The organism is Sphingomonas azotifigens NBRC 15497, from assembly GCF_002091475.1.
GTDB lineage: Bacteria > Pseudomonadota > Alphaproteobacteria > Sphingomonadales > Sphingomonadaceae > Sphingomonas > Sphingomonas azotifigens.
On record NZ_BCTR01000086.1, the window covers coordinates 1 to 15,230 of the forward strand.

Consider the following 15,230-nt stretch of genomic DNA (forward strand, 5'->3'; position numbering starts at 1 on the left):
CCCAACTCAAGCCATTCACGGCCCGAGCTTGAATAGCCGCTTAGGCCGGAACCTGCCGTTTGCGTTTCATTGAGCGATCCGGCGAGAGTGCGCCAAATCCGGTCGTTCTATCGTGCAAATATCTTTCCTGAACCTGACGGACACTGGACCCAAGCTGCGCTTTGTTCGAATGATCGGTATCGAGAATGATATGAAGGTCGGGTTAATATTAGTGTAGTAGCGGTAATATGTAATAGAGTTTTTCTATTTATGTATTTTTGGCGTCGCCCGGGCAAAAATGAAACACGAGCGACGCTTGTTGATATACCAGATTAATCCTTTGCTTCGAGTATATTGATTCTATTTTCGTGATTGCCGAAGGCGTTGTCGGCCTTGCTCACGATCCTGTCGATTCTGGCCTCGATTTGCTGGATTTTCTCGAGCAGAAACTTGTTAGTGTCGGCAAGCGCTTCCGTCCGCTGTTCGACCGTCATAGCATTCCATTGATCCCGTGTTGAAACCATTTTTATCGCTCCATTTTGATTGCGGCGCCGCCAGGCAAAATTTTGAAATTCGCTTCTTGTCTATTCCGGTGCCATTGCGCCCATAGCACATTGATGATTTCTTGATCGACCGGCTCGAGCATGGCCACCGCACCATAAGATGAAATTCGCTCAATGCCCCTTGCACGCCAGTGCGCCGACGACAGTTTTGCTCATTCCTGCGTCCAAAACCTGCCGTTCCGCAAATGGCCATGATGCTATGCCCGAGCCCGCGATCCCGCGCTGTAGGAATGTCCGGTGTCGGCTACGAAGCCGCTGTTCGCGGAGGCACTGCGAACAGCGGATTTGTCCCACGTCCAGTCGAACGTTGACACATCGCTCCGAAGGCAGAGGCCGCAGGTTCAAATCCTGTCGGGTGCACGATCTTTTCAATGACTAAGCGAAGCATCGCGATGGCCGTACGGAAAATGTACGGAAAACATCGTCGGACGAAATGCGCTCAAATGAACCCTCGGCAAGACGATTCGGGCGACGCTTCTGTGCGCGCCGCGCTAATCGCACAACCTCCTCCACCGATCAGGCGAGGGTTAGCGGGAGGAAGCCTGAGGCTGATATTAAATCATTAATTTTATGTTCAATATATAAAGTCGCAAAAGGTGCCCCCACATTTTTCCCCACACTTTCTGTGAGATTGCCAGGTACGATCTGGTACGGCTGCCGACCGCTACGCGCCCTAATCTCAGCCGTTCAGCCTGACTTTGCCCGGTCCTGAAACCTGCCATTTGTCCAGCCGGCTCCGGGCGGCAGCCTAGATGCCCCTCATGGGTGGCAAAGCCGTCGCTCGCGATGTGGCGGGGGATGCCGGCTTCCGGCCGGAGCGGACATGTGAGGCTCACAGCAACTGCGACAGTGCTGAAAGCATTTAGAGCGATCATAGGTGGTCGAAGACTGAGCCCATCCGGGGGCTAAATAGCCGTTCGTAGGTCTTCAACAAATAGGAATCCGTCATGCCTGCGATATGGTCGCATATAACTCGTATGTCGCCGCCGTCGCGTTCGAACAGAGCGAAGGTGCCGCGTGGGAGAAAGGCCTCTGGTTCGGATGCGAACGCCTCGAACACGGCGACGACCATTTGCTGGCCCTTGAACTCGAGATGCTGGACCGCCGGACTGCGAATAACGCGCTTGTAGACTAGCTTCTTCAGCGCCTTCAGCAGAACGGCGGCGCTCGGGTTGATGGCGGCGCGGTAGCGGATGAGAGGCTCTTCGAAATCGCTCTCGTCTTCTAGCACGCAGTGTTGGACGAAATAGCCGACCAGCCTGCTGATCGCGTGTTTCCGCGGCGCCGCGCTACCGTACAACATGGCGACAAGATCGCCATAGGCGTCGTTGCCGGAGGTGCTCCGCTTTCTGGAGTTTACGAAGTCCAGGAAGTGCCCGCAGGCATCCGGCGGAACATATAGCTCGAAGTCCTCGCGAGTGATGAAGGCGAGCGCGAGCGCATCCTCGAGGTCGTGGACGCCGAACGCGATGTCATCCGAGACGTCCATGATGCTGCAGTCCAGCGATTTATGGCGCGTCCGGTGGTGCTCGGGAAGGCCTTGGGCAGCAGGTTCGCTGGTATCGAAGCGCGTGAACAGGTCACGGTCGCTCTCTGACAGGGTCTCCAATATCCACATGACGGCGGCATGTTCGGAGTCCATGTAGCATTTGGGCGGCTTCGCAGACTCGCGATCAATGAGGCTCAGCACGGATGTCCCGGCGCGCAGAGCCGGCGTGCGTTCAGGATGCGCCACTGCGCGATAGGAAACCGGATATTTGAGAGTCCCAAGGAGAGTGCGTCTCGCCAGATCGGCACCGTCGCTATCCGAATATTTCTCGAGCCGCGTGAGAATGCGAATGGTCTGACCGTTCCCCTCGAAACCGCCAGATGAGGCCATGCAATAGTTGAGTGCGGCCTCTCCGCCGTGGCCGAAGGGCGGGTGGCCGAGATCATGGGTCGCGCCGATCGCCTGGATTTGGGCCAGCGTCGGCAGATGCTCCGCCGCGGGCTGCCCGGCAAAGTCCTCCCGCAGCTGCCGCGTGACGCTACCGGCGATCTGGGCGACCTCGAGCGAATGCGTCAGGCGGGTCCGGTAGAAATCGCTGTCGCCGAGATTGAGGATCTGGGTCTTGCCCTGGAGGCGGCGAAACGAGGCCGAGTGGATGATCCGGCCATAGTCGATATCGGCGTCGCTGCGGGCATCGCCGGCATGTTTGCGCCAGCCACTTCGACGGTCACTCCACGGCATTCCGAGCTGTTCCTAACATCATTCCGGCATGCAGATATCACCCTTTCCCGAGCGGTGATATCGCTGCCCGCCGATGGCGTGCCCACGGGCCCTGAATGCGGCGAAGATGTGCGGCAGAACTTGCGCTCCGTTAGCCTGGCGCGCGATCGGCGGATACGCCAGCTTGTTGACTATCGGCGAACTGCTTCGCCCAGCACAGACCGTCCACCAGCTCCATTTGCGCGATCGTCGAGCAGGAAATCTCGAGAAGCCTGGGGTTGGCGAAAATCACGGCGAGGCAGCGCGCTCGGCTGATGGCGACGTTCAACCGGTTGCGGCTGTAGAGGAATTCGATGTTCCGCGGCAGGTCGTCACCCGAGGAGGTCGCCATGGAGATGAGCACCACCGGTGCCTCCTGGCCCTGGAACTTGTCCACCGTGCCCACTCGGGCACCCTCGGGGAGCATTCGCCGCAGCAGCTCCACCTGCATGTTGTAGGGGGACACGACGAGGATGTCGTCGGTTCCGATGCGATGCTGGATGCCTTGCCGGTCGGTCCAGGAAGAGCCGAGCAGGGCGTGGTAGGTGATAGCGAGCCGCTCGGCTTCCTCCTGTGACCGCTGGGTGCAACCCAGATGATCCACGTTCACGAACCGGAGGCCGGTGGCGGCGAGCGCTGCCGGATCGCGCGCAGGATCGAGTTCGAGCCGCTGCCGCGCGGTCGTCGCTTCGGCGTCGAGGCGGCTGTCGTAGACGGCGTCGGAGATGAATCGGCAGAGATCCGGGTGCATCCGGCGCGACAAGGGCAGGAAGACCCCCTGGTCGGCCGGAACCGTGGCATGCCCCTCCAGCAGATGCTCGAGCGCCGACCGGCCGCTGCCCCCCGGGTGCGTCCCCTTGATCGGCTGCGAGAGCTGCATCTGGTCGCCCACCAGGACGATATTGCGCGCGGAGGTTCCCATGGCGATCACGTTGGCGAGGCTGACCTGGCCCGCCTCGTCGACGAACAGATAATCGAATGTCGCGTCCAGCTCCTCGCGGGCGAACAGCCAGGCCGTGCCGGCGACGAGCTGGTGGTGCGGCGACACCCCGCTGCCGTTGCCGCCGACGACGTCTTCGATCCAGCTCCCAGTGCCGAGCATCTGATCCTCGCGCGACGATTTCTTCATGCCGCGGCAATGGAGGCCCTGCGCGGACGCCATGGTCTCGACGTCCTTCAGCAGGTTGTTGATCGCCTTATGCGAATTGGAAGCCACCCCGATCCGCTTGCCAGCGGCGAGAAGCGCGACGATCGCCTGCGCCGAGGTATAGGTCTTACCCGTACCCGGAGGACCCTGGAGGAGCAGATAGCTGTCGTCGAGCACGCGGAGCGCGTCGATCGAGCCGCTCGTCGCGTCGGCACCGCTGGGAACGATCGGCTGCCCGGACGCGCGGCCGGCCAGCTTGGGGCGATCGCGCCGGAGAATGGCGGTGACCGCGCCGTATTTCTGCGCGCCTGCCGCGATGCTCTGTGCATAGCGATGCACTGCGGCGCGAAGCACCTTGTCCCCGATCGGGCCTTCCGGGATCAGCCCGCAGCCGGGCTCGATACGCGAGCGGCTCGGGCCGAGCTTCAGCTCGACGACGCGCTCGTCCTCGTCGAGCGAGACGATCTCGCCGGCCGGCTCGAGCGTGCCCGAGCGTAGCGGCTTGTCGCCGACGCGCATCTTGAAGTCCTGTGGCGGGAAGGTGAACGGATAGACGACCGACTTCTTATCCGCCCATGGGCGACGCATAGGGTGTGGCTGCAGATCGGCGATGCACTCGGCGTCATCGAGCAGCGCGTCCATGTCCATGTCCTGCCGCGCGAACATCGCCCACCAGCCGGGCTTGGCTTCGCGACGGTGGAACTCGAGCAGATCCGCGAGCAGTCGGCGCCACGGGACATCCCCGCCCGCGATCAAGGCTTCGGCGAGCTGGCGGGTCCGCTCGTCCGCCTCCTCCCGCGCGGCGACCTTCGCGGGGTCGGCTGGCTCGAGTGCACGGCCGGTGAACCACGGGGTTTCCGGCAGCCGCAACGACACGAGCCAGTCGCGGCACATGCGCGTCGAACGGCAGTCCAGCTCGTTATATTCTGCGATCTCCTGCAGAAGCTGGTCGCCGCCGATGTGGCGCCAGCGCTCATAGATCACGATGCTGTCACCGGCAGTCTTCACCGCGCCCTGACGGCCGCCGGGAAGATAGAAGGCTTCCATGTTCTTGATCGAGTAGCGCGGCTCCGACGTCCGGATCGACTCCGCCACCACCTTATAGAGATCGACGAGCCGGTCGCCGCGCAGCAAGTCGTCGACCTCGCGCTCACGGGTCCCGTGATACATCGCCAGCCGCTTCAGCGCCGTCTCCTCATAGGATGCGTAATGGTAGATATGCGCCTGGGGGTGGCACGCCAGGCGCGCGGTCATGAAATCGATGGCCTGCTCGAACGCGATCTTCTCGCTCTCGCGGTCATGGGCCCAGAAGGCATGAAAGCGGTCCTCACCATCCACGAGGCCGAACAGATATTCGAGGCCGTCCTCGAACAACGGGTCCCCTTCCATGTCGAAGAACAGGTCGCCCGCGTCCGGACGGGCTAGGCGCGCGAAACCACGTCCAGGCACGGGCGGGAGGAGTTCGACCCGTCGCTCGCCGGTTTGCCGCTGATGAGCCTGCAGGCGGGCCTGCGCCGACAATTTGGCCAGCGTGCCCGGTTGCATGCCGGCAATCCTGGCGCCGTCCGGCAAGGCTGCAAGGCTGCCGATGTCGTCGATGCCGGCCTGCCGCAGCGCCGTCCTCTGGCCGCGCCCCATGCCGGCCACGATCGAGAGATGATCGGCCGCCTCCCATTCGTCATCGCAACGCTGCGACCAGCGGCAGAAGGTGCAATGGTCGCAGGGGTCCCCCATGGACGCGCTCGGCACGCTGTCCGCGAAGCGCTCGAAGCGATCGCGCGCGATCGAGAAATAATGAATCAGCGCTGCGGTGCGCAGCGTCACGATATCGCCGGTGCCGAGCACGACATGCATCGACGGTGGTGCGGTGCCCTGCACCTCCCGCAGCATGTCGGCATAGACGCATAGCTGCAGCACGTGCTTCGGCTTGGCAGAGCGGGCGAGTTTGGTGTCGGCTACGTCATAGGCGAAATCGCCGAGCGCAGAGGGTATCCCGTGGCGTTTCAGCAGGAAGTCGGAATAGCCGTGCCACCGCCCGGCCAGGAAGGCACCCTGGTAGATGACGTCGTGCCCTGCCTCCATGGCGCGGCGGGTCGCCTCTGCCCGCTCTTCCAAGCTACCGTCGCCAGGAATCTCCGCGACCGAGCCTCGCTCCTGGCGCAGCCGCTCGAGATACGCCCGCTCATGCTCGATCCCCTTCTCCTGCAAGAGGACGGCGCTTTCGTCATCGGGTGGAAAGCTGGTCGGAGTGACGAGGTTGCGCAGGTCGAGCACGGTCGCGTGCGCGCACCCCATGAAGTTGACGAGATCGCTCGCGGAGAAGAGCGTCTGCGCGCCGTGCTTCAGCATTGGTGATCCTCCCGTTGCGGAGCATGATCCGCTCGACTCATCTTGGCAGATGGGCATGATAGTAGGACACGACAGAAGTTGTCGCTTCCGAGGGGGAGGTTCGAATTTCTTACCGCAATGCAATCGACTTGCTGACGATCGCGGCGCGCGCGGCATCGATGCGCGGCGTCAGCCTGGCGGAAATCGAAGAGATCCTCGAGCGCGACTACCGGACCGCACAACGCGTGATCGCGGCACTGGGGCAGTGTTTCCCAGAACTCGAGAAGATGAAGGACGAGGAGTCGGGCAAGGCCAGATGGAGGCTGCCGTACAAGTCCTTGGCCCCGTTGCTCGCGCCGACCGCGGAGGAACTGGCAGCCCTCTCGTTGGCGCTGGAGGTGCTCGGCAAAGGAGCCGGCACGGACCAGGTCGAGGCGCTTCGCTGCCTCCACGCCAAGATCCTGGCGCTTATCCCCGGTGAACGCAGCCGGCGGCTCGAGGCCGATGAGGAAGCACTTCTCATGGCCTTGGGCCACGCCGCGCGCCCGGGTCCGCGGCAGGTGGGCAACGAGGCGGTGGATGTGGCGATCTCCACGGCGCTCAAGGGCACGTCCCAGCTGCGCATTCTCTATCGCGGCTGGAAGGACACGGCAGCGCGCGAGCGTATCGTAGCCCCGCATGGACTATTGCTCGGGGCCCGGCGTTATCTCGTCGCCGTCGATCTCGGCAAGGTGGGGGGCGGCATCCAGCATTTTCGCGTCGACGCCATCGAAGCGGCCACCGTTCTCCCCAAGACCTTCGTCCGCAAGGAGGGCTTCGATCTCAACGAACATGCGGAGCGCTGCTTCGGTTCCTATCAGCACGAGGGCGGCATCCATGATGTCGCCTGGCGATTCGCCCCCAAGGCGGTTCGATGGGCCGAGAGCTTCCTGTTCCATCCGGCCCAGACCGTCGAGCACGAGGCGGACGGTTCGCTGGTCGTACGGTTCCGAGCCGCGGGGCTGCTCGAGATGTGCTGGCATCTCTATATGTGGGGAGATGCAGTCGAAGTGATATCGCCACCCGAGCTCGCGCAGATGGTCGCGGGCCACCGCCGCTCCGACTTTCCGGCGATGCCGTGACAGGAGAAGAGCCGGAGCGCTGCTCCGGCTCCCGATCCGGTTGATCAGCAGTCGGGCAAGTCGTCTAGATTGTTGCGCGACGTGGTGTCGCGATCGGTCCGGAGGTACTTGCCGGTCGGGCCGCTGACGACGCGGATCTTGGTCTCCGGGGCGTTTGCCCAGTTGACCCAATATTCGTGCAGATTCTGCTCGATGTCGTTGATCGCATCGGCCTTGCTGCGCGGGGACCAGAACTCGCCGGCGTTGCACAGCCGGGTGATGTCGCCCTGGGTGTTCTTGCCGGTGGCACGCACATAACGCTTTGCCATGATCAGCTCTCCTTGACGGTGGTGTGGGGGCTGGCCTTCCCGTGCGCGGTGGTCACGTACCGCCCCGAGATGGCGCTCCGGTAGTGGCTGCCCGAGCTCCCGCTCCGGCCGACGCTTTCGCGGACGGTGGTGCGGGGGCTGGCCTTGCCATGCTTGGCGGTGACGTACCGCCCACTGATCGCGCTGCGGTAGCTCCCGCCGCCTCGACCTCTGCTCATATTGGTTCTCCATCGTTGATGCGACTCGTGTTCATCGCGAGTCGCAACGTGGAGCATCGAAGCGACAGATCGTGTCGCATCGGTTGGATGGTCGAGTTGTTCGCCGCTTCCCGAAGGACGAAGCGGCATAAACCCCAGCAATTCGGCTGCTAGCGTCTCGTTCTGTTGGCGGAGGCCGCGTGACCTACAGCAAGGGCCCGCCATCTAGCGGAGGCAGCTTTCAGCGATCCCACATTGAAAGCTGACCGGCAGAAAACGGCCCAGAAGCGGCCCCACCCGCATCAATCGCTCTTTGCTTGGTGGATCTCGATGGAACACTTTATCGGTTCACTGAGCTGCTCTGCACGTTTACGGCATCCTGCGAGCACATCCGCATTGTCCTTCGCGAGCCGGGCGGCGTCGGCCAGTGCCCGCGCCTGCTGCGGATCGGCAACCTGCATAAGCCGCACGCCCGCGTCCCAAGGTGTTCGCCTGAGGATCGCCGCAGCCCGTTCCTCTGGCCAATGCCAGCTCTCGGGCGCGAGCTGAGCGATAACCGTTGGGGCGGCAGTGCCGGACGCGAAGCCTACCAGTAATGCCAAAGCGGCCGCCCCCGCGATCCACAGCTGCTGGGTCTCCGCGGAGTGGGCCGACACGACCATCCCCTTCAGTTCCTGGATTGTGCCGGCAAGGGCACGGCTGGTGTCGCTCCATGCGCGATGATCGTCCGCGCGACCCTGCGTGCCAGCCACCTCAATCTGCTTGGCGACATCCTGCGGCGTCAACGTCATCGCCGGGCGCTTGGCGAGGATATTGATCGCACCGCATACCTTCTCATAGCCGTCGCGGATCTTCTCCAAGTCCGGTCCATAGTCGCGCGCATGCAATTCCTGCTGCCGCGCGGCGAAGCCGTCGACCGCAGCGGTCAGCCCAGCAAGCTTGCGCGACATGTCGTTGAACGCCTGGACGGTCTGGTCCGCTTCTACGGGAGGTTCGTGGATACCCATGGCTACATTCCAATCCCAAGACCCCGATCGCGATCGATCGAAAAGGTGAGCTGACGAATGATCGAGCGCGTGCGGGCGTCATCGCCGAGCGCCCGGCTAACACCACCGTCGCGGCTGCCCGGCGTCCATTCCGGCGACCACTGCCGCCCGAACAGTTGACTGCCACGGCGGCTGAGCGCTGCGCCTAGCGCGGGATCTTTCTCCAGCCCCTTCGCCATTGAGCGCATGGTGTTTTCGACACCGGCGCGCTTGTCTTCATTTTCCCATCCGCTCAGCTTGCCCCGCCGGGCCTGAAGCTGCTGCCAGGCCTGGACAAACCGGTCAGCGCGCAACTCGGGATTGGTGCGCACCTCCGCTTCCAGCTGCATCTGGCGAATGGCGTTGGCGGTCCGGCCATTGGCGGCTTCGCTTATCAGCCCCGGTGTCCGCCCGAACGCCATGTCGAGATCGTGGGCGCCGTGGGGATGCAGCGCGTTGACCACCTCGGCGGTGCGTGCAAGCGCCGACTTTTGGTATTCGAGCAGCGTGTGGCCCTGCCCCTTCATGCGGCCGGCATCCTGGACGGCACGGGCATAGCCTTCGACCGCCCGCTCCAGCTTCTGGGCTGCGGATGCCCCGGGCGCAGCCGCCGGCGCCGAGAGTTTGAGCCCGTCGAAGCGCAGCTTTGTGGGCGCCCGCTCGGGCTCGGGGATGGACAGCCGCAACCCGTCGAACATGCCCCGCCGCCGTGCTGGTGCAGGAGCGCTGCGCTCGGATTCGACCAATGGCTCTTTGGCAAGCGTATCGAGAACGCGCGACCGTTCAACACCGCGCCGCGCGGCGAAGCGCTCGGCAGCGGCATCATAGTCGAGCGCGTTGTCCTTCGAGCGATCGCGCGACAGCGTGCGGGCCAGTTTGCCCTGGTCGGCGAAGTCGTCTCGACCATAATGGAGCTGGACCGCGTCGCGGTGGCGCGACAGCGCGACATAGGCAGCGTGGCTATCAAGCCCCGGCGTCGCCAGCACGTGCACACGGTCGACGGTGACACCCTGCGCTTTGTGGATCGTAGCGGCATAGCCATGGGCAACGTCGGCGTAGGTCTTGTGGTCGAAGGCGACTTGGCGGCCATCGTCGAGCCGCACCGCCATGCGGGCATGATCGACCTGTTCGATGGTGCCGAGACTGCCATTCTTCACACCGAGGCTGCGTTCGTTGCGCAGGAACATGACCCTGTCGCCGGCCCCGAACAAGCGTTCTCCGCGCGTGGTTTCGACAGCAATATCAGCATCTAAGGATCCATTGCGTTTCATCGCATCCCGGGCCAGCGCATTCAGTTCATCGCATTCTTGGTTGGTGTGCGTCAGAATCATGCGCGACGCACCCGGATCGGCGATCCGCTCGCGATCCCAACGATCAATCAGCGCCGATCGCGCCTCGACTCGGGTCTCCGAGTCGATGACCATTCTGGCCTCCGCATAGGCCTCCAGCGCCTCGGCGGTGCGGCCGGTCGCAAGCTGGCGCGTCGCCAGCCGCTGCCAGTCTTCGCGCTGCCGGCGAATGTCGGTGATCTCGATGGCACCATGCCGTTCGGCGACCGATCGAAACGCCGCGCCCGCTTCGATCGCCTGGAGCTGCTCGGGGTCGCCGACCAGCACGACCTTGGCGTGGCGCTTCTCGGCCTCCGCTATCACCCGTTCCATCTGGCGGGTGCCAATCATGCCGGCTTCGTCGATCACGAGGATCGACTTGTCGGTCAGCAGTTCGCGCCCCTGCGCCCATTGATGCTCGATGCTGGCGATAGTGCGCGATGCGATGCCCGAGCCGCTCTCCAGATTCTCGGCGGCGATGCCCGACAGCGCCAGGCCCTGCACCTGATAGCCGGCACTTTCCCATGCTTCGCGGGCAACGGCGAGCATCGCCGATTTTCCGGTACCGGCATAGCCGACGACCACGCCCAGATCCTTGCCGCTGGTGACATGGTCAAAAGCGCTGCGCTGTTCGCTCGATAGCACCAGTCCGCGCATCTCTGCGCGCGCCAAGGCGAGCTTGCGATGCTGCTCGTCCACGCCGTGGCGGCGGCTGGCGTCGAGCTTCACCGTTGCGCGTTCCAGCCGCGCTTCGGTCTCGATCATGTCGCGACTGGTGAAGCGATCTTCGCCGCGTCCGTCCTTGCCGAGCTTCACCAACTCGGGCGCCCCCCGCACCGTCGCCATCACATGGTCGAACTGCTCTTTGCCTTCGCTATGGCGATGCACGAACATCGCCAGATCGCGCGTGGTGAAGGTTGCCTGGGTGCGGGTGATCGCGTCGAGCGCCAGCGCCGGATTGGCGAGCAGCTTCTCGCCATTGGCGCGCGCGATGTCTTGATGTTCTTCCAGGCGCTCGGATGACAGCCCCTGTTCCGCCATTCGCGCCGCTGCCGGGCCGATCTTGTGCTGTGGCTCCAGGTCGATGCCCTGCGCTTCCAGTGACCGGTGATCGACCCGCGCATCGATATCCAATTCCGCCAGCCGTGCATTGACGTGCCCGGCCCAGCGCTCGCGCCATTTCTCCAGCAGGGAGGTAGCGTTCCAGTCGCGGTTTTTCTTGCCGAACCCGTCCGCATCCACCTCGCGCAACGCCAGCATGACATGCGCGTGGGGCTTGGGCTCACCATCGGCGCCGATATCCCAATGAACATTGAGGTCGGCGACCATGCCGCGGTCCACGAATTCCGCCTGGACAAATTCGCGCGCCAGCCGAATGCCCTCGGCCTGGTTCAACTCGCGCGGGATCGCAAACTCGATCTCGCGCGCCAGCTGCGCGTCCTTGCGCAGCTCGACGGCTTCGACGGCATTCCACAGCGTCTCCCGGTCGGAGAGATGCTCGGGCGCGCCGTCCGGCAGCAGCACTTCGGAATGCACGACGCCGGCCTTGTTCGAGAAGTCGTGATGCCGGCCGAGCCGCTGATCATGGAGCCGGGAGGCCGAGCGATAGGCGGCAGCGGCGAGCGCCGACGATCCGCTGGCGCGGCTGATGATCTTGGCCGAGAAATGGTAAATCGCCATAGCGACAATCCATTTACACCAAACAAGCGACGTCGGCACGACGTATAAGCGCGCCCTCAAAAGATTTCATCTTTTTCGCGACGTGATCATCCCAAGATATTTCACGATATTGCGCTGATCGACGCAGTTCCTAAATCACCGAACATCAGCCATCAACTGCGGAGGTTTCGATGCGCAAGCCACGTGACTTCGATTTGGAACTGAAGGCGCTCGACAGCAAGGCGCGACAGCTCAAACAAGCCAAGCTCCAGCATCTCGGCGAACTGGTCGTTGCGACTGGTGCCGATGCGCTACCGGTCGAGCAACTGGCAGGCGTGCTGCTCGCTGCCGTCGGCACGTCGGACATGATGGTGCGGGAGGGCTGGCGCCAGCGTGGCGCGGCCTTCTTTCAACGGGAGGGCAAAGCTCGTGGCAGCGCTGGTGCGCGTTCGGCATCGGCTACGTCAGCTGACGACGGCGCAGCACCGGCTGGAAGCGCAGCGGGCGCGGAATGACACGCGAGAATGGGTGGTGAAGCGCCGCGAGCGAACGCACCAGTTGATCGAACTGGGCGGCCTGGTTGCGAAAGCCGGATTGGTCGAACTTACCGACGATGATCGCGCCGTATTGTTCGGTGTGATGATCGACGCTGCCGCCACGCTCAAAGGCGAACAACGCGATCAGGCGCTGACGTTATGGCGAAGACGTGGGCGTCGCGCGTTCGAGCAGCTGCAGAATGATTAATCTCGCCGGATCCTCCAACATATTTTAGCAGACGGAGCACGTACGCTCCTATAATCCTGTTGTCGGCAGCATGCCGAAAAACAAGGAGCAGGGACGCAGAATGTCTGAGCAGAACAATACCGATCCCGTTGAACTCGCCAGCGACCTCACCATTGCCTGGTTGTCGAACCCGAACAATCGCGCAACGATGGACGACGTGTCCACGTTCCTGCGGAAGATGCATTCAGATGTGATTGAACTTTCAGGTGGCGTCGCGAGCGCGGAAGTTGCGAGCGAAGAATCTGCGCCGGAAGAATTCACGCCGGCCGTCTCGGTCCGCAAATCGCTGGCCTCGAAAGACCACATCATCTCGCTGATCGACGGCAAGCCGTATCGGACGCTGCGCCGGCATCTGAGCACGCACGGTCTGACGCCTGAGGAATATCGCGCGCGCTACAATCTGAAGGCGGATTACCCGATGGTGGCGCCGACCTATTCGGAGCAGCGCCGCGCGATGGCGCACAAGATTGGCCTGGGCGCCAAGGGCCGTGCAGCACGCAACGCGCCTGCCGAAGCGCCCGCCCCGAAGCCTGCGCGCAAGCCCCGTGCAAAGGCGGCACCGACTACCTGAACTCAATCGCGCGCCGAGGCTTCAAGCCTCGGCGCGCGATGATCATGCGGCGGCGGCTTGCTCCAGCGCCGCGATACGCTCTTCGCAGATCACCTGCACCGCTTGCCCCAGCACCTCGACGCGCTCGCCCAGCCACGCCAGTTCCTCGGCGCTGATCCGGTAGTGCTTCGAATAGCGTGCCTTCACATAAGCCTCTTTCAACTTCTCGAATCGCGAACGGTCGCCACGCTGGTCGCGAGGCCAGGCGTCGACCAGGCGCGGATCGATCCGCTCGGCCTGGGTGCGCAGAAATCCAAGATTGTGGGTGTGCGGCGTGTAGAAGGTGCAGACCAGTAAAACGCAGTGGTAGAGGCGTTCTGCGGCTTGGTGCATGTTGAATGCCGCTTCCCGAAGTCCATCCTCTGCCGCCAGAAAATCGGCCGCTCGCTTGAACTTCTCGGCGCTCGGAAACCACTCGACAAAATACTCCCGCGCCATCGCCAACGCCTGCGGTGGCGTCTTCGGCTTGGGCTGATGCAGCTCACTCGGTTCGCTCTCGTATAGCGCGATGCCATCGCGGGCGACGTCCATGAAGAAATAGCGCCCATGTGCGAGCCCGTCGTTCACCTCCTGCAGGGTGTGGACGATGAAGTTGATGGGCGTGCGCAGCGTCTTGGTAATCGCCAGTTCGCGGTTGAGCCGATCCTCGGCGGTCGCCCAGAACTCCACCCGATCGGTGAGCTTGTCCTTGTTGACGATCACGAGCAGGTCGAAGTCCGATTGATAGCCCTTGGCGGTATGGGGTTCGTCGACCCAGCCCCCGCGCGCATAGCTGCCGTACAGAATGACCTTGAGGATGCGCGCCTGCTTCTTCCAGTCCGACGTGGCAATGGCGATCGCGTCGCCAAACTCCTCGAACAGGATCTGGACGACACGCTCCAGCTCGCGCTGCTTGGCTGGGGGCAGATGGTCGAGGCTGGTCCTCATGGATCGATCCTAACGCGCTGATGCGGCGGCGTACACCTCGCCTGGTTCCCCGGGCGAGGTGTCGCATCGCTCATGGCTGCTCGCCCCGCTCCGCCCGACCCAGCGCAATCAGCACGCGGGCGACGGTCTGCTCGACCTCTTCCACCGTGCAGCCATGCAATTCGGCCGTTTCGACGTAATCACAATCGTCGAATCGCACCGATCCGAAGATCGCCCGATCGCGCTCGGGCATTGCGCGAAAAGCACGGCGCATCCGCCGCAGACGAAGCCAGCGCATCATTGCCCCGCCTCCCCATCCGCGACGAAGCCGAGCAGATAGTCCGCCGCCTTGCTGGCAGCGCTCGCCGCCCGAAAGATCGCCTTTTCATCCTCGCGCAGCACCGCCAGCCAGCTGCCGACATAATCGGCGTGCCGCACCGTCGGCCGGATCGCCAGCGACGCGCAGGTGAACGCGCTGGCCATCTCGGCAACCAGCTCCTCCCGGCTATAGACGGCGCTACCGAATGCCCCCGACTGGTCGCGGCCGAGGCGGGAGCCATGCCCGGTCCAGTGCCCAAGCTCGTGCAGCACGGTGCGATACCAGTTGATGCGGTTGTAGAAGGCTAGCTGCGGCGGCACCGCGACATAGTCGCCGCCCGGGCTGTAATAAGCTTCCCCACCCCCGATCCGGATATCGGCACCACATGCTTCCATCAGCGCATGCGCAGCCGGAATGCGGTCGGCTTCTGCCACGGGTTCGCCCTGCACCACCACCGTCAGCCGCTCGGGCAATCCCTCGCACTGGTCGACATTGAACACGGTAAACCGCTTGAGAAACGCCAGCTGCCGTGCCTCTCGATCTTCATCGCGCGCCCGCTCGGCCTCGTCCTTTGGCGTGAAGCGATCCGCGTAGCAGATGGTCGTCCCCCGCTCGCCGCGCCGCAAGCTGCCCCCCGCCGCCTGCGCCTGCCGAAAGGTCAGCCAGCGCTGCGAAGCATACCGCCCCTCGATCACCGCCGCCCAGAGGA

General features: G+C 63.5%; 14 protein-coding genes. 4 read left to right on the top strand and 10 right to left on the bottom strand.

Annotated elements, in window-relative coordinates; all coding sequences use genetic code 11:
- Positions 1–311: 311 nt before the first annotated feature.
- The 3 genes from SAZ01S_RS24150 to SAZ01S_RS21735 all read right to left on the bottom strand — a co-directional run bounded on the left by SAZ01S_RS24150 (position 312) and on the right by SAZ01S_RS21735 (position 6,286).
- A complete protein-coding gene (locus SAZ01S_RS24150) occupies positions 312–473 on the bottom strand; it encodes a hypothetical protein (protein WP_167693232.1) in 162 nt (53 codons plus the stop codon).
- A 940-nt stretch (positions 474–1,413) separates the two neighbouring features.
- Positions 1,414–2,772 (bottom strand): anti-phage deoxyguanosine triphosphatase, encoded by a 1,359-nt coding sequence (locus SAZ01S_RS21730; protein ID WP_084584437.1) that lies wholly within the window; start codon positions 2,770–2,772, stop codon positions 1,414–1,416.
- Positions 2,773–2,902: 130 nt separating this feature from the next.
- Entirely contained in the window at positions 2,903–6,286 is a 3,384-nt protein-coding gene (locus tag SAZ01S_RS21735) for a TM0106 family RecB-like putative nuclease (RefSeq protein WP_084584438.1), read from the bottom strand.
- Positions 6,287–6,414: 128 nt separating this feature from the next.
- On the opposite strand from SAZ01S_RS21735, the gene SAZ01S_RS21740 reads away from it, so the two are divergent.
- Complete coding sequence (locus SAZ01S_RS21740; protein ID WP_245825118.1) at positions 6,415–7,386, top strand: helix-turn-helix transcriptional regulator; 972 nt, start codon at positions 6,415–6,417, stop codon at positions 7,384–7,386.
- Positions 7,387–7,430: 44 nt separating this feature from the next.
- Here the strand turns inward: SAZ01S_RS21740 and SAZ01S_RS21745 are convergent, their stop codons facing one another.
- The 4 genes from SAZ01S_RS21745 to traA form a co-directional block, all read right to left on the bottom strand.
- Entirely contained in the window at positions 7,431–7,694 is a 264-nt protein-coding gene (locus tag SAZ01S_RS21745) for a DUF3892 domain-containing protein (protein ID WP_084584440.1), read from the bottom strand.
- Positions 7,695–7,696: 2 nt separating this feature from the next.
- Entirely contained in the window at positions 7,697–7,912 is a 216-nt protein-coding gene (locus tag SAZ01S_RS21750; protein WP_084584441.1) for a hypothetical protein, read from the bottom strand.
- A gap of 281 nt (positions 7,913–8,193) precedes the next feature.
- Positions 8,194–8,898, bottom strand: a complete 705-nt coding sequence (locus tag SAZ01S_RS21755) for a DUF6118 family protein (RefSeq protein ID WP_084584442.1) — start codon at positions 8,896–8,898, stop codon at positions 8,194–8,196.
- 2 nt (positions 8,899–8,900) lie between these two features.
- Entirely contained in the window at positions 8,901–11,924 is a 3,024-nt protein-coding gene (gene traA / locus SAZ01S_RS21760; protein ID WP_084584443.1) for a Ti-type conjugative transfer relaxase TraA, read from the bottom strand.
- 170 nt (positions 11,925–12,094) lie between these two features.
- Here traA and SAZ01S_RS21765 point away from each other — a divergent pair, with 170 nt between their 5' ends.
- The 3 genes from SAZ01S_RS21765 to SAZ01S_RS21775 all read left to right on the top strand — a co-directional run bounded on the left by SAZ01S_RS21765 (position 12,095) and on the right by SAZ01S_RS21775 (position 13,257).
- Positions 12,095–12,418 (top strand): conjugal transfer protein TraD, encoded by a 324-nt coding sequence (locus SAZ01S_RS21765; protein WP_084584444.1) that lies wholly within the window; start codon positions 12,095–12,097, stop codon positions 12,416–12,418.
- A 16-nt stretch (positions 12,419–12,434) separates the two neighbouring features.
- Positions 12,435–12,647, top strand: coding sequence for a conjugal transfer protein TraD (locus SAZ01S_RS21770; protein ID WP_084584445.1), 213 nt, complete (start codon positions 12,435–12,437; stop codon positions 12,645–12,647).
- A gap of 100 nt (positions 12,648–12,747) precedes the next feature.
- Complete coding sequence (locus tag SAZ01S_RS21775) at positions 12,748–13,257, top strand: Ros/MucR family transcriptional regulator (RefSeq protein WP_084584446.1); 510 nt, start codon at positions 12,748–12,750, stop codon at positions 13,255–13,257.
- A gap of 42 nt (positions 13,258–13,299) precedes the next feature.
- On the opposite strand, the gene SAZ01S_RS21780 is transcribed toward SAZ01S_RS21775, so the two are convergent.
- The 3 genes from SAZ01S_RS21780 to SAZ01S_RS21790 all read right to left on the bottom strand — a co-directional run.
- Positions 13,300–14,223: a HEPN domain-containing protein gene (locus SAZ01S_RS21780; protein WP_084584447.1), complete on the bottom strand. Its 924-nt coding sequence runs from the start codon at positions 14,221–14,223 to the stop codon at positions 13,300–13,302.
- Between the two features lie 70 nt (positions 14,224–14,293).
- The gene (locus SAZ01S_RS21785) at positions 14,294–14,503 is read right to left on the bottom strand and encodes a sigma factor-like helix-turn-helix DNA-binding protein (RefSeq protein ID WP_084584448.1); all 210 of its coding nucleotides are present in this window, start codon (positions 14,501–14,503) and stop codon (positions 14,294–14,296) included.
- The coding region (locus tag SAZ01S_RS21790; protein WP_139810189.1) for an ArdC family protein at positions 14,500–15,230 on the bottom strand (731 nt) is incomplete at its 5' end. The genes SAZ01S_RS21785 and SAZ01S_RS21790, both read right to left, overlap by 4 nt.

What these genes read in the sequence shown, in the direction of transcription:
- SAZ01S_RS24150 (WP_167693232.1), bottom strand. Translation starts at nt 473, where the DNA reads ATGACGGTCGAACAGCGGACGGAAGCGCTTGCCGACACTAACAAGTTT.
- SAZ01S_RS21730 (WP_084584437.1), bottom strand. Translation starts at nt 2,772, where the DNA reads ATGCCGTGGAGTGACCGTCGAAGTGGCTGGCGCAAACATGCCGGCGAT.
- SAZ01S_RS21735 (WP_084584438.1), bottom strand. Translation starts at nt 6,286, where the DNA reads ATGCTGAAGCACGGCGCGCAGACGCTCTTCTCCGCGAGCGATCTCGTC.
- SAZ01S_RS21745 (WP_084584440.1), bottom strand. Translation starts at nt 7,694, where the DNA reads ATGGCAAAGCGTTATGTGCGTGCCACCGGCAAGAACACCCAGGGCGAC.
- SAZ01S_RS21750 (WP_084584441.1), bottom strand. Translation starts at nt 7,912, where the DNA reads ATGAGCAGAGGTCGAGGCGGCGGGAGCTACCGCAGCGCGATCAGTGGG.
- SAZ01S_RS21755 (WP_084584442.1), bottom strand. Translation starts at nt 8,898, where the DNA reads ATGGGTATCCACGAACCTCCCGTAGAAGCGGACCAGACCGTCCAGGCG.
- traA (WP_084584443.1), bottom strand. Translation starts at nt 11,924, where the DNA reads ATGGCGATTTACCATTTCTCGGCCAAGATCATCAGCCGCGCCAGCGGA.
- SAZ01S_RS21765 (WP_084584444.1), top strand. Translation starts at nt 12,095, where the DNA reads ATGCGCAAGCCACGTGACTTCGATTTGGAACTGAAGGCGCTCGACAGC.
- SAZ01S_RS21775 (WP_084584446.1), top strand. Translation starts at nt 12,748, where the DNA reads ATGTCTGAGCAGAACAATACCGATCCCGTTGAACTCGCCAGCGACCTC.
- SAZ01S_RS21780 (WP_084584447.1), bottom strand. Translation starts at nt 14,223, where the DNA reads ATGAGGACCAGCCTCGACCATCTGCCCCCAGCCAAGCAGCGCGAGCTG.
- SAZ01S_RS21785 (WP_084584448.1), bottom strand. Translation starts at nt 14,503, where the DNA reads ATGATGCGCTGGCTTCGTCTGCGGCGGATGCGCCGTGCTTTTCGCGCA.